The organism is Streptomyces sparsogenes subsp. cuspidosporus, assembly GCF_039532705.1.
Taxonomy (GTDB): domain Bacteria; phylum Actinomycetota; class Actinomycetes; order Streptomycetales; family Streptomycetaceae; genus Streptomyces; species Streptomyces sparsogenes.
On sequence record NZ_BAAASD010000014.1, the window covers coordinates 144,847 to 164,881 of the forward strand.

Consider the following 20,035-nt stretch of genomic DNA (forward strand, 5'->3'; position numbering starts at 1 on the left):
CCGAAGAACGCAAGAGCGATTCGTTGATTTTTTACTGGCGAGTCACCTGGCCGTCCGCTCGCAAGGGGACAGCCCGCCCGGGGGACAGCCCGCCGAGGGGACAGCCGGTCGGGTGGCCGCCCGGGAGGCGGCCACCCGGCACGGACCACACGTACCTACCGGCCCCCGGCCAGCTCCAGCTCCAGCAGCCACTCCACGACCTCCGTGTGGTGGCGCGCCTGCCGCGGATCCGCCCCCCAGACGTACAGCCCGTGCCCGGCGACCACCACGGCCGGCATCCGCGGGTCGCGGGCCTCCTCCAGACGGTCGCCGAGGACGCGCATGTCCTGGCTGTTGGCGATCACCGGAAGGGTGATCTCCTCGTCCTCGGCGGGGTGGCCCACGCCCTTGAGCATCTCCAGGTCCTTGAAGACCAGCCCCGCCGGGTGGCGGCGGCCGAGGGCCACCGAGGCGACGGTGTGCACATGGACCACCGCGCCCGCGCCGGTCAGCCGGGCCACGCGGGCGTGCAGCTCCGCCTCGGCCGAGGGCCGGCCCGGCTCCCGGTCGTCGGGGAGCGGCACGGCCGCCCCCGCCGCGTCGACCAGGACCACGTCGGAGGGCGTGAGCTCGCCCTTGTCCCGGCCGCTCGCGGTGACGGCCAGGCGCAGCGGGTCGCGCGAGAGCACCACCGACAGATTGCCGGACGTGCCGCGCATCCAGCCGAACGACGCGAAGCGCGCCGCCTCGGCGGCCAGCACGGCCCCGGCCCGCTCCAGCTCCGCGTCCAGGTCCCGCGCCGGGGTCAGCTCCCGCGCCGCGTCCGGGGTCAGGTCCGGGTCCCGGTCGGCGGTCTCGGTCACGGGGTCCTCCTTGTGAGGGTGAGCTCGTCGAGGCACGCGGCCTCGGGGTGGTCGCCGACCCCCTGCTCGAAGTACGGCTCGCCCGGGCGCCGTACGCCGACGGTGCGCCAGCCCGCCGCGCGGGCCGCGTCCAGCTCGCCGGGGCGGTCGGAGAGGAAGAGGGTGCGGGCCGGCTCGGCGCCGATGGCCGCGGTGATCGCGGCGTACGACTCCGGAGACTGCTTGGGGCCCGCGTTCTCCGTGTCGTAGAACCCCTCGACGAGGGGCAGCAGATCCCCCTCGGGCGTGTGGCCGAACCAGGCCCGCTGCGCGGCCACCGACCCCGAGGAGTAGATGTGCAGCCGCAGCCCCGCCGCGTGCCAGCGGCGCAGCGCCGGGATGGTGTCGGGGTAGAAGTGCGAGACCAGGTCGCCGCGCGCGAACCCCTCGGACCAGATGATGCCCTGAAGGGTCTTCAGGGGGGTGGCCTTGCGGTCCTCGTCCAGCCAGCCACCCAGGATCCGCTCGATCCGGGCGGCGTCGGCCGCCGGCTCGCCGGCCGCCTCGCGGACCTGGTCGGCGGCCCGCCGCACCGCCGGCTCCGCGCCGCGCTCGGCCAGCAGCGCGCCGAACCGCTCGCGGGAGTACGGGTAGAGCACGTCGACGACGAACCCGGTGGCGCTCGTGGTGCCCTCGATGTCCAGCACCACCGAGTCGAGGCCGTCGAAGGTCAGGGCAGCGGTCACGCGGCGGTCCGCCCCGCCCGCAGGGCGTCGAAGTCGGGGAAGCGCAGGGCGATGTCGCTGCCGGTGAAGTTGCCGATCCAGCCGTCCTCCTCGTGGAAGAAGCGGATGGCGGTGAAGGACGGGCTCACGCCCATGTCGAACCAGTGGGTGGTGCCGCGCGGCACCCCCAGGAGGTCGCCCGCCTCGCACAGCACGGCGTGCACCTCGCCGCCCACGTGGAGGTAGAAGACGCCCGCGCCGGCGACGAAGAAGCGCACCTCGTCGTCATCGTCGTGGGTGTGCTCGCTGAGGAACTTCTCGCGCGCCGCCTTGGCCTTCTCCGCCCAGCCGGGGTCGTCGGTGGGGTGCAGGGCGACCACGTCGACGGTGGCGAAGGACTCCTCCTCGACCAGCTTGTCGATCTCCGCCCGGTAGGCGGCGAAGACGGCGTCGCCGCCGGCGTCCCGCGGCACGTCCTCGCGGACCGGCCACCGCTCGTAGCGCACCCCGATCGGGGCGAGCGCTGCGGCGATCTCGGCGGGGTCGTCGGTGCGGCGCACGACGGTCTGGGGGCCGGACTCCGGCCAGGTGGTCAGAAGGGTCATCGAGGACTCCTGAGGCAGACGAGACGGAGGGGACATCCGGAAGAGGCGCGGGACCCGGATGGTAACCCGGACCTGACACACCGGGAGGTGTGAGGAAGAACGCGTCTCAGGTCGTGAGAAGGAGCGTCCTGACCTTTGACGCATGGCTGAAACCGTTCTCATGATGTGGGCATGAAGACGCTGCTGCTCGTTCGGCGGCTGTACGTGGATCTCCTTCGGACGACTACGGCCAGCTGTAGCTGACCCCTACCCGCCGTAGCCCTCACTGGTCCCCCTCTTCCGGCCTTTCCCGTCTTTCCCGGCCGGCTTCACCCCTTTTCCCGCACCACCGGCGCGCCCGCGCTGCCGCACCACTCGGAGATCCCCATGTCCCGCTCCAGACTGCCCCTCGCCGCGGCGTCCCTCGTCTCCCTGACGGCCCTGGTCGCCACCGGCTGCTCCCAGTCCTCCTCCGCCTCGGACGCCAAGAACTCCGGGGACACCCCCGCCTCGGCGAAGGCCGCGACCGGCAAGAAGCCCGCGCCCTTCGACCAGGGGAAGAAAATCAAGGTGGCCCTGGTCCGGCAGAGCGGCGCGGGCGACTACTTCGAGCAGTGGGGCAGCGGCGCCAAGGCGCAGGCCAAGGCGCTCGGCATCGACCTCACCGTCTACGACGCCCAGGCCGACAACGCCAAGCAGGCCACCGACCTGTCGGCCGCGATCAATTCCGGGGCAGAGGCGATCATCGTCGACCACGGCTTCCCCTCGACCATCCAGCCGGAGATCGACAAGGCGGTCAAGAAGGGCATCAAGGTCGTCGTCTACGACGTCGAGACCAAGAACCCCGGGGTCGTCTCCACCAAGCAGGACGACGCCGGCATGGCCAACGCCGTCCTGGACGTGATGACCAAGGAACTCGGCAAGAAGGCCGAGATCGGCTACGTCAACGTCGCCGGATACGCCGCGCTCGACAAGCGCGACACCGTCTGGAGGAAGCGGGTCACCGAAAACGGCTGGAAGCAGTCGTTCAAGGTCGGCAAGGTCACCGACTCCACAGCCACCGACAACGTCCCGCTGGTCAGCGCCGCCCTCACCCAGCACTCCGGCGTCGCGGGCATCTTCGCGCCGTACGACGAGCTGGCCAAGGGCACGGTCCTCGCCGTCCAGAACAAGAAGCTGGCGGGCAAGGTCAAGGTCTTCGGCGCCGATGTGTCCAACGCCGACATCCAGGTCATCACCGCCAAGAACAGCCCCTGGACCGCCACCGCCGGCACCGACCCCTCCGCCGTCGGCGCCGCCGTCGTCCGCACCACCGCCCTGGAACTCGCCGGTCAACTGAAGACCAAGTCGGTCGAGTTCCCGGCCGTCGCGATCACCCGCGACTTCCTGGTGAGCAAGAAGATCCAGAACCTCAACCAGCTGCGCGCCGCCCTTCCCGCCCTCAACCTCAGCAAGGTCAGCACGGCGGACTGGATCCCCAATGTCGCCCACTGACCCGGCGCCCGGAGCCGAGCCCGGCGCCGATGCCGGAGCCGCGACCGGAGCCGAGGCCGCCGCGGCGCCGCCCGCCGTCTCGCTGCGCGAGGTCAGCATGGCCTTCGGCGGCAAGCCGGTGCTCACCTCCGTGTCCCTGGACATCGCCCCCGGCAGCGTGGTCGCGCTGCTGGGGGCCAACGGGGCGGGCAAGTCCACCCTGATCAAGATCCTCTCCGGGGTGCACGCCGGACACGGCGGCCGGGTCCTGGTCGGCGGGGAGGCCGCCGCGCTGCCCTCGCCCGCCGCGGCCCACGCCCTCGGCATCCGCACCGTGCACCAGCGGATCGGCGAGGGCGTGGTGCCCGGCCTGTCCGTCGCCGAGAACCTGGTCTTCGAGGAACTGGCCCGGCGCGGCCGCAACCCCTTCCTGAGCACCCGTCACCTCCTCGCCCGCGCCCGCGAGATCCAGGACACCCTCGGACTCGGCTGGTCCACCGAGCTGCTGCGCCGCGATGTCGCCGAGCTCGGCATCTCCGACCAGCAACTGCTCATCCTCGCCCGCGCCCTGTCCACCCGCCCCCGGCTGCTCATCCTGGACGAACCCACCTCGGCCCTGTCCGCGGCCGAGGCCACCCGGCTGTTCGCGATCGTCGAGCGGATGCGCGCCGACGGGATCGCGGTGCTCTACGTCTCCCACCGGCTCGGCGAGATCGACTCGCTCGCCGACCGACTGGTCGTCCTGCGAGACGGCCGTCTCACCGAGGACCTCCCGCGCCCCTTCGACTGGGACCGCGCGCTGCGCGCCATGCTCGCCCAGCCCCAGGCCGCGGCGACCGCCCGGCCGACCGACGGCAGGCGCGGCGGGGCCGTCGCGCTGTCGCTGCGCGGCGTACCGCTGCTGCCCGGCCGGCTGCCCCAGGACCTCGACCTGCGCGAGGGCGAGGTCACCGGCGTCGTGGGGCTGCTCGGCGCGGGCAAGACCGAGCTGGCGCGCGGCCTGTTCGGCGCCGAGCCGTTCCGCACCGGCGAGCTGGAGCTGGACGGCGAGCCGTACCGGCCGCGCCGCCCCGCCGACGCCATCCGCCGCGGTGTCCACCTGGTGCCCGAGGACCGGCACGCGGACGCGCTGATCCCCGGCTGGTCGGTGGCGCGCAACATCTCGCTGCCCTTCCTGTCCTCCCTCTCCCTCGCCGGCCTGGTGCGGCGCAGCCAGGAGGCCGAGCTGGGGCGGCGCACCATCGACGGACTCGGCGTCGTCACCCGCGACGAGCACAGCCCCGTCGAGGAGCTCTCCGGCGGCAACCAGCAGAAGGTCGTGGTCGGCCGCTGGCTCGCCGAGCGCCCCCGCGTCCTGGTGCTGGACGAGCCGTTCCGAGGAGTGGACATCGGCGCCCGCCGCGACATCGGCCGCCGCGCCCGCGCCCTGGCCGCCGACGGCTCGGCCGTCCTCGTGCTCAGCGCCGACGTGGACGAGGTCCTGGAGGTCGCCGACCGGGTCGTGGTCCTCGCCGACGGCGAGATCCGCCTCGACGCGTACGGCGCCGACGCCGAGCGCGACCGCGTGATCGAGGCCATCTCGGCATCCGTATGACACCGCGCCGGATCACACCACACCCGAGAAGCAACAGCAGAAGAAGGAAGCAGCAGGCCCTCCGATGACCCTCACCCCTTCCACCGCCCCGCCGGTGACCGCCGGGAAGCCGGCCGCGGCGGGCGCCGGTCAGCGCGTCCAGGGCGCCGTCGTCACATACGGCTTCATCTTCGTCACCGTCGCGCTCTTCGCGTTCTTCTCGCTCACCGAACCCACCTTCCGCGACTCGGCGACGCTCCTGGACACCCTCCGCTACGTCTCCGTCGCCGCCATCCTCGGCCTCGGCGTCACCCTCACCCTGGCGGTCGGCGGAATGGACATGTCGGTGGGGGCCGTGGCCGGCCTCGGCGTGACCGTCGCGGCCAAGACGATGGTGATCTACAACCAGGTCGGCGCCGTCGCCGTCCTCGCGGTGATCGCCGCGGGCGCGCTCGTGGGACTCGTCAACGCCCTGCTCATCGTGGTCCTCAAGGTCCCCGACATGCTGGCCACCCTGGGCACCCTCTTCGTGATCCAGGGCCTCAAGCTGATCCTCGTCGACGGCCAGTCCATCTCACCCGGCATGACACTGGACGACGGCACCACCGCACCCGGCAAGTTCACCGAGGGGTTCCTGTCCATCGACCGCGGCACCGTGGCCGGGGTGCCGATCTCGGTGGTGATCTTCGCCGGACTCACCCTCGCCGCCTGGATCTTCCTCTCCCGCACCCGCTGGGGCCGCGTGCTCTACGCGATCGGGTCGAACCCCGAGGCCACCCGGCTCGCCGGCGTCCGCGTCGGCGCCTACCGCGCCCTCGCCTACGTCCTGTCCGGCGTCCTCGCCTCCGTCGGCGGCCTCATCCTGGCCTCCCGGATCGGACAGGGCGACGTCTCCGCCGGCACCTCCCAACTGCTGGAGGCCGTCGCCGTGGCACTGGTCGGCACCTCCGTGCTCGGCCGCGGCAAACCCAATGTCTGGGGGACCGCGCTCGGCGCCGTCCTCATCGGCGTCATCACCACCGGACTGACCATCAAGGGCCTGCCGTACTACACCCAGGACGTGGTCGAGGGCGCCGTACTCATCCTCGCCCTGGTCTTCAGCTTCACCCTGTCCCGAGGAAACCGCCGATGACACTCCCGCCGCACACCGCCGCCCCGGCCGCCTACCGCGTCCTGGAGCCCGAGGACATCCCCGACTACCTGCGGGAGAGGGGCCACTGGACGGGCGAGGCCATCGAGGTCCACGAGGTCTCCGACGGCAACATGAACCGCGTCTTCGTCGCCCGCGACCCCGGCGGCGGCCGCAGCCTCGCCGTCAAGCAGGCCCTGCCCTGGGTCCGCGTCGCCGGCCCCTCCTGGCCCATGAGCCCCGCCCGCGCCGACGCCGAGGCCCGCGCCTACCGCCAGGTCGCCGCCGTCGCCCCGGACACCATCCCGGCCATCCACGGCTACGACACCGACAACTACGCCCTCACCATGGAGGACATGTCCGACCTGCGGGTGCTGCGGACCCACCTCAACGAGGGCGGGGAATACGGCTCGGTCTCCCGCCACATCGGCACCTTCGTCGCCGCCCTGTCCTTCGCCACCAGCGACTTCGGCATGGCCTCCGCCGACCGCAAGGCACTCGTCGCCACCTCGGTCAGCCCCGAGCTGTGCAAGATCACCGAGGATGTGGTGCTCAGCGAGCCCTACCTCGACCACGAGCACAACCACTGGCACCACAGCCTCGACGACCTCGCCGCCGCCTTCCGTGCCGACCCCGCCCTGCGCACCGAGGTCGCCGCCCTGCGGCACATCTTCATGACCAGCGCCCAAGCCCTGCTCCACGGCGATCTGCACACCGGCAGCGTCATGGTGGGTACCCGTCAGGGCGCCGACGTGGTCCGCGTCTTCGACCCCGAGTTCTCCTTCGTCGGCCCGATCGGCTTCGACCTCGGCCTGTACTGGGGCAACGTCCTCGTCTCCGAACTGCGTGCCCACGCCCTCGGCACCCCGGGCGACCACGCCGAGCAACTCGCCCTGAGCTGGGACGCCTTCGAGGCCGAGCTGCGCCGGCTGTGGCCGGCCCGGATCGACACCTTCTTCGACGACGCCTACCTGGACCGCTTCCTCACCCAGGTGTGGTCCGAGAGCCTGGGCTTCGCCGGCACGGAGATCATCCGCCGCGTCATCGGCTTCGCCCACCTCACCGACCTCACCACGCTGCCCGACCCCGGCCCCGCCTCCCGCCGTGCCCTGCTGCTCGGCCGCGAGCTCATCCTGCGCCGCGACCGCCTCCGGGACGCCGCCGGTGTCCGGGTGCTGGTCGAGGAGGTCCTCGGCGCCACGCCGTAGCGCACCCCCGGCACATGACGGCTCGGACGTACGCCGAGGGGGAGGCCCCGGACGGAGCCTCCCCCTCGTGCGCGAACGACCTCGTACGCGAACGACCTCGTGCGCGAATCCCCCCCGTAGGTGAACGTCAGTCCGTCCGGCGGTCCAGCAGCTCCTGGACCCGGGCGCGCACCTCGTCGGTGGCCAGGCCGCGGATCGTCAAGGTGGTGCGGCGGCGCAGCACGTCGTCCGCCGTCCGCGCCCACTCGTGGTCCCGGGCGTAGACGACCTGCGCCCAGATCTCCGGGGCGTCCGGGTGGATCCGCTCGCCGAGCGCCGGGTCCTCGTTGGCCAGCCGCGCGATGTCGAAGGACAGCGAGCCGTAGTGGGTGGCCAGGTGGCGCGCGGTGTCCGCGGCCATCCGCGGGCCCGGGGTGCCGCCGTCCACCAGCAGCCGGTGCGCGACCGCGTGCGGATTGGCCAGGCCCGGCAGCGGCACGTGCTTGGGCAGCCGGGATATGGGCTCCATGTCGTCCGCGAGCGGGTGGCCCGGCAGCTGCGCCAGCTTGTTCATCACCGTGCGCCCGATGTGGCGGAAGGTGGTCCACTTGCCGCCCGCGATGGACAGCATGCCACCGCGGCCCTCCGTGACCACCGTCTCCCGCTTGGCCTTGGCGGTGTCCCCGGGGCCGCCCGGCAGCACCCGCAGCCCGGCGAAGGAGTAGGTGATCAGGTCGCGGGACAGCTGCCGGTCCCGGATGGAGAAGGCCGCCTCGTCGAGGATCTGGGCGATGTCCTTCTCGTTCACCCGCACGTCGGCCGGGTCGCCCTCGTACTCCTCGTCGGTGGTGCCCAGCAGCAGCATGTCCTCCCAGGGGAGGGCGAAGGTGATGCGGTACTTGTCGATCGGGGTCGCCAGCGCCGCCCGCCACGGCGAGGTGCGCTTGAGGACCAGGTGCGCGCCCTTGGAGAGCCGGATGGACGGCGCCGCGTTCGGGTCCTCCATCCTGCGCAGGTGGTCCACCCACGGCCCGGTGGCGTTCAGCACCAGACGGGCGTTGACCCCGAACTCGCTCCCGTCCAGGCGGTCCTTGAGGTCCGCGCCGGTGACCCGCCCGTCGGTCTTCCGCAGCCCCACCACCTCGGCGTGGTTGAGCACGGTCGCCCCGGCCTCGACGGCGGCCCGGACCGTCATCAGCGCCATGCGGCTGTCGTTCATCTGGCCGTCGCCGTAGACCGCGACCGCCTTGAGGCCCTCGGTGCGCAGCTCGGGGACGTCCCGCGCGGCCTTGTCGGCGCCTATGACATGGCCGACGCCGTCCCGGAAGGCCGACAGCGCCGAGTAGGCGAACACGCCCGCGCCGAGCTTGGCGGCGCCGTGCGGGCCGCCCTTGTAGACCGGCAGGTAGAAGGTGAGCGGGTTCGCCAGGTGGGGGGCGACGCTGCGGGAGACCGCGCGCCGCTCGAAGTGGTTCTCGGCGACCAGCTTGACCGCGCCGGTCTGCAGGTAGCGCAGCCCGCCATGGAGCAGCTTGGAGGAGGCCGAGGAGGTGGCGCCGGCGAAGTCGCCGGCGTCCACCATGGCCACCCGCAGTCCCGACTGCGCCGCGTGCCAGGCAGTGGTGATGCCCAGGATGCCGCCGCCGATCACCAGGAGGTCGTGCGTTGCCTTGGAGAGCTGTTCCCGGGTTTCGGCGCGGCTCGGAAGGGAGCCGGCAGCCGGGTGCGTCCCGAGGGCCGGGACGCTCTGCAGGGTGGTCATTGGTTACTCCTCGTCTTCGATCCAGCCCATGGTCCGCTGCACGGCCTTGAGCCAGTTCTTGTACTCGCGGTCGCGGACGTCCGCGTCCATGCGCGGGGTCCACTCGGCGGCGCGGCGCCAGTTGGCGCGCAGCGCGTCGGTGTCCGGCCAGAAGCCGACGGCGAGCCCGGCGGCGTAGGCGGCGCCGAGGCAGGTGGTCTCGGCGACCATCGGGCGCACCACGGGCGCGTCCAGGACGTCGGAGAGCGTCTGCATCAGCAGGTTGTTGGAGGTCATCCCGCCGTCGACCTTGAGCGCGGTGAGCTCGACACCGGAGTCCTTGGTCATCGCGTCGACGATCTCGCGGGTCTGCCAGGCGGTGGCCTCGAGCACGGCGCGGGCGATGTGCGCCTTGGTGACGTAGCGGGTCAGACCCGCGATGACGCCGCGCGCGTCGTCCCGCCAGTAGGGGGCGAACAGGCCGGAGAAGGCCGGCACGAAGTAGGCGCCGCCGTTGTCCTCGACCGAGCTGGCCAGGGTCTCGATCTCGGCCGCGCTGTTGATCAGCCCCATCTGGTCGCGCATCCACTGCACCAGCGAACCGGTGACGGCGATCGAGCCCTCCAGGGCGTAGACCGGCTTCTGGTCGCCGATCCGGTAGCCGACGGTGGTCAGCAGGCCGTTGTACGAGTTGACCGGCTCGCCGCCGGTGTTCATCAGCAGGAACGTGCCGGTGCCGTACGTCGACTTGGCCTCGCCCTCGGAGAAACAGGTCTGGCCGAACAGGGCCGCCTGCTGGTCGCCGAGCGCGGAGGCCACCGGCACGCCCGCCAGCACGCCGTCCGCGGTGGTGCCGTACACCTCGGCGGAGGAGCGGATCTCGGGCAGCACGGCCGCCGGGATCTCCATCGAGGACAGGATGCGCTCGTCCCAGTCGAGGGTGCGGAGGTTCATCAGCAGGGTGCGGGAGGCGTTGGTGACGTCGGTGACGTGCACGCCCCCGTTCGGCCCGCCGGTGAGGTTCCAGATCACCCAGGAGTCCATCGTGCCGAAGAGGATCTCGCCGGCCTCGGCGCGCTCGCGCAGCCCCTCGACGTTGTCGAGCAGCCAGCGGATCTTCGGCCCCGCGAAGTACGAGGCCAGGGGCAGCCCGGTCTCCCGGCGGAACCGGTCCTGGCCGACGTTGCGGCCCAGCTCCCGGCACAGGGCGTCGGTGCGGGTGTCCTGCCAGACGATGGCGTTGTGCACCGGCTCACCGGTGTTCTTGTCCCACAGCAGCGTGGTCTCGCGCTGGTTGGTGATGCCGATCGCCTTGACGTCGGCAGAGGTGATCTTGGCCTTGCTGATCGCCCCGGCGACGACTTCCCGGACGTTCTCCCAGATCTCGGTCGCGTTGTGTTCGACCCAGCCGGGCTTGGGGAAGATCTGCTCGTGCTCCTTCTGATCGACGGAGACGATACGGCCGTCCCGGTCGAAGACGATGCAACGGCTCGAGGTGGTGCCCTGGTCGATCGCTGCGATGAACGGGCCGGTGGAGTGGGTGTCGGTCATGGTGTGCGGCTCTCCTGCGCGGTAAGAGGGGGTGGGTGGGGATGGGGCTAGGCGAAGGCGATCTCGTAGAGTCCGCCGGCCAGGGCGCCGCCGATCAGCGGGCCGACGACGGGGATCCAGGCGTAGCCCCAGTCCGAGCCGCCCTTGTTGGGCAGCGGCAGGAGGGCGTGGGCGATGCGCGGCCCGAGGTCACGGGCCGGGTTGATGGCGTAGCCGGTGGGCCCGCCGAGCGAGAGGCCGATGCCGACCACCACGAGCGAGGTGATCAGGACGCCGATGACGCCCAGGCCGTTGCCGTTCCCGTTCAGGCCCTGGGTGAGGATGGCCAGCACCAGCACGGCCGTGGCGATGATCTCGGTGGCCAGGTTCTGCGCGGTGTTGCGGATCTCGGGGCCGGTGGAGAAGACGCCGAGCACCGGGCCGGCGCCGGTCGGCGCCTTGGCCGGGGCGGTGGCCGTGTCCTGCGCGCCGGGACCGCCGACGATCTCGCGGTCGGTCAGATGGGCCTGGAAGTGGCCCAGGTAGGCGACCCACACCAGTGCGGCGCCGAGGATGGCGCCGGTCATCTGGCCGAGCACATAGATCGGCACATCGCTCCACTCGGTGCCGCCCTCGATCGCGAGGCCGAGCGTCACCGCCGGGTTGAGATGCGCCCCGGAGAGCGGCGCCGAGATGTAGGCGCCGGTCAGCACGGCGAAACCCCACCCGAAGGTGATGGCGAGCCACCCCGCGCCGAACGCTTTCGAGCGCTTCAAGACAACGCCGGCGACGACACCACCGCCGAGCAGGATGAGAACGGCGGTACCGATGGTCTCGCCGATGAAGATGTCGGAGCTGGACACCCGCGACTCCTTTGTCCTTCGTCCAGATGGACACCGGGAAGCGCCGCGCCACGGGATTTATCCGATGGCCAGCGCCCCTTCGGTGAGGCTTGGTCGGCCCGCGGCGAGTCACACCTTAGCGAATATTGTCGTCAGATGTTCGACAATGCCGACCGACGAACGGCAGTTTTCTGCACGGTGAAGGCTGAGGTCAAGGGTCGTGTGACCGAAAACTCGTACCGGGGCAACCAGGTGCGAACCGACGGATACCAGTCGGTAACTCTCAGAAGCGGCTGGCGCCCAGATCGCGCGAGACGGCCCGCGCGCAGTCCCGCACCGCGGCGACCAGATCGGAGCGCAGCTCGCCCTCCTTGCACACCCGCTCCACCGCGCCGGTGACGCCCACCGCGCCCACCGGCATCCGCCGCCGGTTGTGGATCGGGGCGGCGATCGACGCCACGCCCTCCCAGGTCTCCTCCACGTCCGAACCCCAGCCGCGCGCCCGGGTCAGGTCCAGGACGGACTCGAAACCGGCCATGGAGGTCACCGTGCGGGGCGTGAACGCCTCGCGCGCCGCCTCCGCCGCCTCGCTGTGCGCCACCGGGTCGTACGCGGACAGCACCTTGCCCAGGGCCGTGGAGTGCAGCGGCTGCATCGCCCCCACCTCCAGCACCTGGCGGCTGTCGTCCGGCCGGAAGACATGGTGGACGATGAGCACGCCCTGCTGGTGCAGCACCCCCAGATACACGCTCTCCCCGCTGGAGCGCGCCAGGTCGTCGGTCCACACCAGGGCGCGGGCGCGCAGCTCGTGCACGTCCAGATAGCTGTTGCCCAGGCGCAGCAGCTCGGCGCCCAGCTGATAGCGGCCCGACGCCTCGTCCTGCTCGACGAAGCCCTCCTGCTGGAGCGTGCGCAGGATGCCGTGCGCGGTGCCCTTGGCCAGCCCCAGCGAGGAGGCGATGTCGGACAGCCCCAGACGGCGCTCGCCGCCGGCCAGCAGGCGTAGCATCGCGGCAGCTCGCTCGAGCGACTGGATGGTCCGTGCCATCGCGCACCCCTCCTGACACTACGGTTCGACAATGCTGAACACTATCGGTCCATGCCGACCCGGCGGTACAGCGGGGAAAGGTTAAACGATCAAAGGCGCCCCCCGAGCGGCACCCCCCGAGCCCCCCGAGAACTGTCCCGCCACGTGGAACACCCCCCGTCGAGAGCCCCCCGGCGGCTACGCTGGCCTGGTGCGCCCTCCGCGAGGAGGGCGCAAAGCCGACAGCCGTCGCACCTCAGGGAGCTCACCCATGGCCTCGCACACGCCCACGTCCACAGCCACCGACTCCGCCCACCGGGTCCGCGCACTCCGCGAGGCCCTCGCCACCCGGGTGGTGGTCGCGGACGGCGCCATGGGCACCATGCTCCAGGCCCAGGACCCCACCCTCGAGGACTTCCAGCAGCTCGAGGGGTGCAACGAGATCCTCAACATCACCCGCCCCGACATCGTCCGCTCCGTCCACACCGAGTACTTCCAAGCCGGCGTGGACTGCGTGGAGACCAACACCTTCGGCGCCAACCACGCCGCCCTCGGCGAGTACGAGATCTCCGACCGGGTCTTCGAGCTGTCCGAGGCGGGAGCCCGGGTCGCCCGCGAGGTCGCCGACGGCTTCGCCGCCGACGGCCGCCCCCGCTGGGTGCTGGGCTCCATGGGCCCCGGCACCAAGCTGCCCACCCTCGGCCACGCCCCGTACACCGTGCTCCGCGACGCCTACCAGGCGAACGCCGAGGGCCTGATCGCCGGCGGCGCCGACGCCCTCCTGGTGGAGACCACCCAGGACCTGCTGCAGACCAAGGCCGCCGTCCTCGGCGCCCGCCGCGCCCTGGACGCCACGGGCACCGACCTCCCCGTCATCTGCTCGGTGACCGTCGAGACCACCGGCACCATGCTGCTCGGCTCCGAGATCGGCGCCGCCCTCACCGCCCTCGAGCCGCTCGGCATCGACATGATCGGCCTGAACTGCGCGACCGGCCCCGCCGAGATGAGCGAGCACCTGCGCTACCTGGCCCGCCACGCCCGCGTCCCGCTGTCCTGCATGCCCAACGCCGGCCTGCCGGTGCTGGGCAAGGACGGAGCGCACTACCCGCTCACCCCCGGCGAGCTGGCCGACGCCCAGGAGACCTTCGTCCGCGAATACGGGCTCTCCCTGGTCGGCGGCTGCTGCGGCACCACCCCCGAACACCTGCGTCAGGTCGTGGAGCGGGTCCGCGAGCTGGCCCCCACCCCGCGCGACCCGCGCCCCGAGCCCGGCGCCGCCTCCCTCTACCAGACCGTGCCGTTCCGCCAGGACACCTCGTACCTGGCGATCGGCGAGCGCACCAACGCCAACGGCTCCAAGAAGTTCCGCGAGGCCATGCTGGAGGGCCGCTGGGACGACTGCGTGGAGATGGCCCGCGAGCAGATCCGCGAGGGCGCCCACCTGCTCGACCTGTGCGTCGACTACGTCGGCCGGGACGGCGTGGCCGACATGGAGGAGCTGGCCGGCCGCTTCGCCACCGCCTCCACCCTCCCCATCGTGCTCGACTCCACCGAGGTCGACGTCCTCCGCGCCGGCCTGGAGAAGCTCGGCGGCCGCGCGGTCATCAACTCCGTCAACTACGAGGACGGCGACGGCCCCGACTCGCGCTTCGCCAAGGTCACCCGCCTGGCCCAGGAGCACGGCGCCGCACTGATCGCCCTGACCATCGACGAGGAGGGCCAGGCCCGGACCCCGGAGAAGAAGGTCGAGATCGCCGAACGGCTCATCGCCGACCTGACCGGCAACTGGGGCATCCGTGAGGAGGACATCCTCATCGACACCCTGACCTTCACCATCTGCACCGGCCAGGAGGAGTCCCGCAAGGACGGCCTCGCCACCATCGAGGCGATCCGCGAACTCAAGCGCCGCCACCCCGACGTGCAGACCACACTCGGCCTGTCCAACATCTCCTTCGGCCTCAACCCGGCCGCCCGCATCCTGCTGAACTCCGTCTTCCTCGACGAGTGCGTCAAGGCGGGCCTCGACTCGGCGATCGTCCACGCCTCCAAGATCCTCCCCATCGCCCGCTTCGACGAGGAACAGGTACGCACCGCCCTCGACCTCATTTACGACCGCCGCACCGAGGGCTACGACCCGCTCCAGAAGCTCATGGCGCTGTTCGAGGGCGCCACCGCCAAGTCCCTCAAGGCCGGCAAGGCCGAGGAACTGGCCGCCCTCCCCCTGGAGGAGCGCCTCAAGCGCCGCATCATCGACGGCGAGCGCAACGGCCTGGAGGCCGACCTCGACGAGGCCCTCACCGAGCGGCCCGCCCTCGACATCGTCAACGAGACCCTGCTGGACGGCATGAAGGTCGTCGGCGAACTCTTCGGCTCCGGGCAGATGCAGCTCCCCTTCGTCCTCCAGTCCGCCGAGGTGATGAAGGCTGCGGTGGCCTACCTGGAGCCGCACATGGAGAAGACCGCCGACGGCGAGGACGCGGGCAAGGGCACCATCGTGCTGGCCACGGTCCGCGGCGACGTCCACGACATCGGCAAGAACCTCGTCGACATCATCCTGTCCAACAACGGCTACAACGTGGTCAACCTCGGCATCAAGCAGCCCGTCTCGGCGATCCTGGACGCCGCGCAGGAACACCGAGCCGACGTGATCGGCATGTCCGGGCTGCTGGTGAAGTCCACGGTGATCATGAAGGAGAACCTGGAAGAGCTCAACCAGCGCAAGCTCGCCGCCCAGTACCCCGTCATCCTCGGCGGGGCCGCGCTGACCCGGGCCTACGTCGAACAGGACCTCCACGAGATCTACGAGGGCGAGGTCCGCTACGCCCGCGACGCCTTCGAGGGCCTGCGGCTGATGGACGCCCTGATCGCCGTCAAGCGGGGCGTGCCCGGCGCCTCCCTGCCCGAGCTCAAGCAACGCCGCGTCGCCAGGCGCGAGGCGGCGGTGGCGGTGGCGGAGCCCGACGAGGGGCCGGTGCGCTCCGACGTGGCCACCGACAACCCGGTGCCCACCCCGCCCTTCTGGGGCAGCCGCGTCGTCAAGGGCATCCAGCAGGCCGACTACGCGTCCTGGCTGGACGAGGGCGCCCTCTTCAAGGGCCAGTGGGGCCTGAAGCAGGCCCGAACCGGCGAGGGGCCGACGTACGAGGAGCTGGCGGAGACCGAGGGCCGCCCGCGGCTGCGCGGCTGGCTCGACAAGCTGCACACCGAGAACCTGCTGGAGGCCGCCGTCGTCTACGGCTACTACCGGTGCGTGTCCAAGGGCGACGACCTGGTCCTGCTGAACGACGACGGCAGCGAACTCACCCGCTTCACCTTCCCCCGCCAGCGCCGCGGCCGGCGCCTGTGCCTGGCGGACTTCTTCCGCCCCGAGGACTCCGGCGAGACCGACGTGGTCGGGCTGCAGGTCGTCACCGTCGGAGCCAGGATCGGCGAGGCCACCGCCGAACTGTTCGCCGCCGACTCCTACCGCGACTACCTCGAGCTCCACGGGCTGTCCGTCCAGCTCGCGGAGGCACTCGCCGAGTACTGGCACGCCCGCGTGCGCGCCGAGCTCGGCTTCGCCTCCGAGGACCCCGCGGACGTGACCGACATGTTCGACCTCAAGTACCGCGGCGCCCGCTTCTCCCTGGGCTACGGAGCCTGCCCCGACCTGGAGGACCGGGCGAAGATCGCCGAGCTGCTGCGCCCCGAGCGGATCGGCGTCAAGCTCTCGGAGGAGTTCCAGCTGCACCCGGAGCAGTCCACCGACGCGATCGTCATCCACCACCCCGAGGCCAAGTACTTCAACGCCCGGTGACGGCCCCGCCGCGCCCGGTACGCGCCCGCACACGCCCGGAGGAAAACCACCGGGCACGCGCGGGCGGACCGTCGTAAACTGGTCGATCCGGTAGAGGCCGGTCGCCTTCCACATCGCGGAAACCGCTGAAGCGCGGTAACCACGGACGTCGCGGAGGACGACCGGCCTTCGTGCCCCTCGCCCCCGGAGGTGATTGGATGACCAGCAGCATCCCCGCCGTCGACACCCGCACGGCCGAAGGCTCCGCCCTGCAAGCCGTCCTGCTCGACATGGACGGCACCCTGGTCGACACCGAGGGCATCTGGTGGGACGCGGAGGTCTCCATCTTCGCCGAGCTCGGCCACGCGCTCGCCGAGGAGTACCGCCATGTGGTCGTCGGCGGCCCCATGACCCGCAGCGCCTCCTTCCTGATCGAGGCCACCGGCGCGGACATCGCGCTCGCCGAGCTGACCGGACTGCTCAACAGCCGCTTCACCGAGCTGCTCGACGGCACCGTGCCGCTGCTGCCGGGCGCGCGCCGGCTGCTCACCGAGCTGGCCGCGCACGGCGTGCCGACCGCCCTGGTCTCCGCCTCCCACCGGCGCGTGATGGAGGCGGTCCTGCGCTCCCTGGGCCCCGAGCACTTCTCGCTCACGGTCGCGGGCGACGACATCGGCCGCACCAAGCCGCACCCGGACCCGTATCTGTTCGCCGCCGCCGGGCTGGGCGTGGACCCGGCGCGCTGCGTGGTCGTGGAGGACACGGTGACCGGGGTGACGGCGGCCGAGGCGGCGGGCTGCCAGGTGGTGGCCGTGCCGTCGCTGGTGCCGATCGAGCCCGCCGTGGGGCGCACGGTCGTCGGTTCGCTCGAAGAAGTCGACGTCCCGTTCCTGCGCACTCTGGTCACGGCATTGCGCTGATCGCGCACCGAGCGTATTTCGGTAAAGGGCGGCCCGGAAAATGGGTTGCCCTAATTCCGCTTGCCTCCCGGTCAGGGTCGCCGGAAGTGATGTTTCTCACCGCGCGCACCGTCGACACGGCGGGCACGCTCTGCTTCGGGTCCCCTCTGGCCCGGTTTGCACGGGTCCATGTGTCCGGATTGATGACATGTCGTGCGGTACGTGACGGCGTCCGGATATCGGAGAACCCTGACGCGTTATCCGGGCGTGATATTGCCTCAACTTCGTTGTGTTCCGGTAGGACTGGCGCCGCGGACTAATCTCTTCGCGAGTAGTTGATCGATCGCAGGGAGACTCCCGACAATGAACCGCAAGTCGCTGGTGCTGCCGGTCCTGGCGGGCCTGATGACCTCCACGCTCACCGCGTGCGGCGGTACCGACGGCGCAGGCTCGGACGACGGCGCGATCGTCGTGGGGAGCACCGACCGGATCGAGGCGTCCAAGGTGGCGACCGCCCCGCTGGACCCCGCCCAGGCCTACGACTTCGCCTCCTGGAGCGTGCTGCACAGCACCTTCCAGACCCTGATGAGACTGCCCCGCTCCGGAACCGACCCCGTACCCGACGCCGCCGAGACGTGCGGCTTCCAGGACCGGCAGAGCGAGCAGTACCGGTGCAAGCTGCGCAAGGGACTGAAGTTCTCCAACGGCCACGACCTCACCTCCGCCGATGTGAAGTTCTCCCTGGAGCGGGTCCTGAAGATCAAGGACCAGAACGGGGTGTGGTCCCTGCTGTCCAACGTGGACAAGGTGGAGACCCCCAACGCGCGCGAGATCGTCATCCACCTCGCCAGCCCGGACGCGACCTTCCCCTCCAAGCTCACCACCCCGGCCGCCGCGATCATCGACAGCGAGGTCTACCGGAAGAACGCGGTGCACAAGGGCTGGGACATCGTGGGCTCCGGCCCGTACACGGCACAGACCGAGGTGAGCGACAACCGGCTGCGGAAGGTGGTCTTCACCAAGAACGCCGAGTACCAGGGCGACATCGAGCCGCGCAGCGACAAGGTCGAGATGCGCTTCTTCGACGACGCCAAGACCATGGAGCAGGCGCTCGCCAAGGGCGACATCGACGTCGTCAACCGCGGCTTCTCGCCCGAACAGCTCGAGCGGCTCGACACCGGCGCGGTCAAGGGCGTCCGGCTGCGGGAGATGTCCGGCCAGGGCATCCGCTACCTGGTCTTCGACACCACCGCCCCGGTGGTGAAGAACAAGGCCGTACGGCAGGCCATCGCCCGCGTCGTGGACCGCCAGGCCCTGGTGCGCGACGTGTACAAGCGGACCGCAGAGCCGCTCTACTCGATGGTCCCCACCAGCATCTCCTCGCACATCAACTCGTTCCACAACGAGTACGGCGACCCGAACGTCGGCGCCGCCCGCGACCTGCTCCAGCAGGCCGGCGTCGAGACCCCGGTGAAGCTGACGCTGACGTACACCACCGACCACTACGGCCCGGAGACGGCCCAGGAGTTCAAGAAGCTCCAGACCCAGCTCAACGCCAGCGGCCTGTTCTCGGTCAGGATCCACGGCGTCAAGTGGACCGAATTCCGCCCCGCCGTCCCCAAGCGCGAGTACGCCGCCTACGGCATGGGCTGGCTCCCCGACTTCCCGGACCCCGACACCTACATCGCGCCGTTCCTCACCAAGGACAACTTCCTCAACTCGCCCTACCGCAACCAGGACGTCCAGGACGAGCTGATACCCAGGACCCGGCGGGAGGCCCAGCGGTCCCTCGCGGTCGGAGACCTCCAGCGGATCCAGGACATCATCGCGGCCGATGTGCCCTATCTGCCGCTGTGGCAGGGCAACCAGTACGTGGCCGCTCGCGACGACATCGTGGGAAGCGAATACCTGCTCGACTCCTCGACCATGCTCCAGCTGTGGGAGCTCGGCCGCGCCAGCGACGGCTGAACCGGCTGAGGGGAGAGCGCCCCGGGACGCCTGGCGCGTACCGGGGCGCTCGCGCGTCACTGCGCGCGCTCGCGCGTCACTGCGCGCCGGGGCGCACCAGCCCGCTCTCATACGCGTAGACGGCGGCCTGCACCCGGTCTCGCAGGCCCAGCTTCGTCAGCACATGCCCCACATGGGTCTTCACCGTCGTCTCACTGACGAACAGGTCCGCGGCGATCTCCGCGTTGGACAGCCCCTTCGCGACCAGCTTGAGGACCTCCACCTCGCGCTCGGTCAGCGTGTGCAGGGTGTCCGGCACCGGCTCCTCGCCGGACGGCAGATGCCCGGCGTACTTGTCCAGCAGCCGCCGGGTGATGCTCGGCGCCAGCATCGCCTCACCGGCCGCCACCACCCGGATCGCCTGCACCAGCTCATGGGCGGGCGCGTCCTTGAGCAGAAAGCCGCTCGCCCCCGCGCGCAGCGCCTCCACCACGTACTCGTCCAGGTCGAAGGTGGTCAGCACCAGCACCTTCGCCGGGCCGTCCCGGCCTGGACCGGTGATCTGCCGGGTCGCCTCCACCCCGTCCATCCGCGGCATCCGGATGTCCATCAGCACCACATCCGGCTGGAGCGCCCGCACCTGGTCCAGGGCCTGAAGGCCGTCCCCCGCCTCGCCGACCACCGCGAGATCCTGCTCGGCCTCGAGAATCATCCGGAAGCCGGTGCGCAGCAGCGGCTGGTCGTCGACCAGTAGGACGCGGATAGCCACAGGATCTCCTTCG

The 20,035-nt window shown here is 71.2% G+C and carries 15 protein-coding genes; 7 read left to right on the top strand and 8 right to left on the bottom strand.

Annotation, left to right across the window (positions count from 1 at the left end):
• Positions 1-155: 155 nt before the first annotated feature.
• The 3 genes from mtnB to ABFY07_RS18980 all read right to left on the bottom strand — a co-directional run bounded on the left by mtnB (position 156) and on the right by ABFY07_RS18980 (position 2,151).
• Positions 156-770, bottom strand: coding sequence for a methylthioribulose 1-phosphate dehydratase (gene mtnB / locus ABFY07_RS18970; protein WP_404778145.1), 615 nt, complete (start codon positions 768-770; stop codon positions 156-158).
• 68 nt (positions 771-838) lie between these two features.
• The gene (mtnC, locus tag ABFY07_RS18975; RefSeq protein ID WP_346175618.1) at positions 839-1,567 is read right to left on the bottom strand and encodes an acireductone synthase; all 729 of its coding nucleotides are present in this window, start codon (positions 1,565-1,567) and stop codon (positions 839-841) included.
• Complete coding sequence (locus ABFY07_RS18980) at positions 1,564-2,151, bottom strand: 1,2-dihydroxy-3-keto-5-methylthiopentene dioxygenase (RefSeq protein WP_346175619.1); 588 nt, start codon at positions 2,149-2,151, stop codon at positions 1,564-1,566. Before ABFY07_RS18980 ends, mtnC begins: the two co-directional genes overlap by 4 nt.
• Positions 2,152-2,517: 366 nt before the next feature.
• Between ABFY07_RS18980 and ABFY07_RS18985 the strand changes: the two genes are divergently transcribed.
• The 4 genes from ABFY07_RS18985 (at position 2,518) to mtnK (ending at position 7,513) form a co-directional block, all read left to right on the top strand.
• Positions 2,518-3,624 carry a substrate-binding domain-containing protein gene (locus ABFY07_RS18985; RefSeq protein ID WP_346175620.1) on the top strand — a complete coding sequence of 369 codons (1,107 nt, stop codon included), beginning with the start codon at positions 2,518-2,520 and terminating at the stop codon, positions 3,622-3,624.
• Positions 3,611-5,197: a sugar ABC transporter ATP-binding protein gene (locus tag ABFY07_RS18990; protein ID WP_428836955.1), complete on the top strand. Its 1,587-nt coding sequence runs from the start codon at positions 3,611-3,613 to the stop codon at positions 5,195-5,197. The genes ABFY07_RS18985 and ABFY07_RS18990 overlap by 14 nt, the downstream gene beginning before the upstream one ends.
• A gap of 64 nt (positions 5,198-5,261) precedes the next feature.
• The gene (locus ABFY07_RS18995; RefSeq protein ID WP_346175621.1) at positions 5,262-6,308 is read left to right on the top strand and encodes an ABC transporter permease; all 1,047 of its coding nucleotides are present in this window, start codon (positions 5,262-5,264) and stop codon (positions 6,306-6,308) included.
• The gene (gene mtnK / locus ABFY07_RS19000; RefSeq protein WP_346175622.1) at positions 6,305-7,513 is read left to right on the top strand and encodes an S-methyl-5-thioribose kinase; all 1,209 of its coding nucleotides are present in this window, start codon (positions 6,305-6,307) and stop codon (positions 7,511-7,513) included. Before ABFY07_RS18995 ends, mtnK begins: the two co-directional genes overlap by 4 nt.
• A gap of 127 nt (positions 7,514-7,640) precedes the next feature.
• Here mtnK and ABFY07_RS19005 read toward each other — a convergent pair whose 3' ends face one another.
• The 4 genes from ABFY07_RS19005 to ABFY07_RS19020 all read right to left on the bottom strand — a co-directional run bounded on the left by ABFY07_RS19005 (position 7,641) and on the right by ABFY07_RS19020 (position 12,653).
• Positions 7,641-9,254: a glycerol-3-phosphate dehydrogenase/oxidase gene (locus tag ABFY07_RS19005; protein WP_346175623.1), complete on the bottom strand. Its 1,614-nt coding sequence runs from the start codon at positions 9,252-9,254 to the stop codon at positions 7,641-7,643.
• A 3-nt stretch (positions 9,255-9,257) separates the two neighbouring features.
• Positions 9,258-10,784 carry a glycerol kinase GlpK gene (gene glpK / locus ABFY07_RS19010; RefSeq protein WP_346175624.1) on the bottom strand — a complete coding sequence of 509 codons (1,527 nt, stop codon included), beginning with the start codon at positions 10,782-10,784 and terminating at the stop codon, positions 9,258-9,260.
• Positions 10,785-10,831: 47 nt separating this feature from the next.
• Positions 10,832-11,626 (bottom strand): MIP/aquaporin family protein, encoded by a 795-nt coding sequence (locus ABFY07_RS19015; protein WP_065968309.1) that lies wholly within the window; start codon positions 11,624-11,626, stop codon positions 10,832-10,834.
• Between the two features lie 262 nt (positions 11,627-11,888).
• A complete protein-coding gene (locus ABFY07_RS19020; protein WP_065968310.1) occupies positions 11,889-12,653 on the bottom strand; it encodes an IclR family transcriptional regulator in 765 nt (254 codons plus the stop codon).
• A gap of 250 nt (positions 12,654-12,903) precedes the next feature.
• Here ABFY07_RS19020 and metH point away from each other — a divergent pair, with 250 nt between their 5' ends.
• The 3 genes from metH to ABFY07_RS19035 all read left to right on the top strand — a co-directional run bounded on the left by metH (position 12,904) and on the right by ABFY07_RS19035 (position 19,274).
• Positions 12,904-16,428, top strand: coding sequence for a methionine synthase (metH, locus tag ABFY07_RS19025; protein ID WP_346175625.1), 3,525 nt, complete (start codon positions 12,904-12,906; stop codon positions 16,426-16,428).
• A gap of 197 nt (positions 16,429-16,625) precedes the next feature.
• Positions 16,626-17,327, top strand: a complete 702-nt coding sequence (locus tag ABFY07_RS19030; protein ID WP_346175626.1) for an HAD family hydrolase — start codon at positions 16,626-16,628, stop codon at positions 17,325-17,327.
• Positions 17,328-17,669: 342 nt separating this feature from the next.
• A complete protein-coding gene (locus tag ABFY07_RS19035; protein ID WP_346175627.1) occupies positions 17,670-19,274 on the top strand; it encodes an ABC transporter substrate-binding protein in 1,605 nt (534 codons plus the stop codon).
• Positions 19,275-19,350: 76 nt separating this feature from the next.
• Here the strand turns inward: ABFY07_RS19035 and ABFY07_RS19040 are convergent, their stop codons facing one another.
• The gene (locus ABFY07_RS19040) at positions 19,351-20,022 is read right to left on the bottom strand and encodes a response regulator (RefSeq protein ID WP_014181038.1); all 672 of its coding nucleotides are present in this window, start codon (positions 20,020-20,022) and stop codon (positions 19,351-19,353) included.
• Positions 20,023-20,035: the final 13 nt, after the last annotated feature.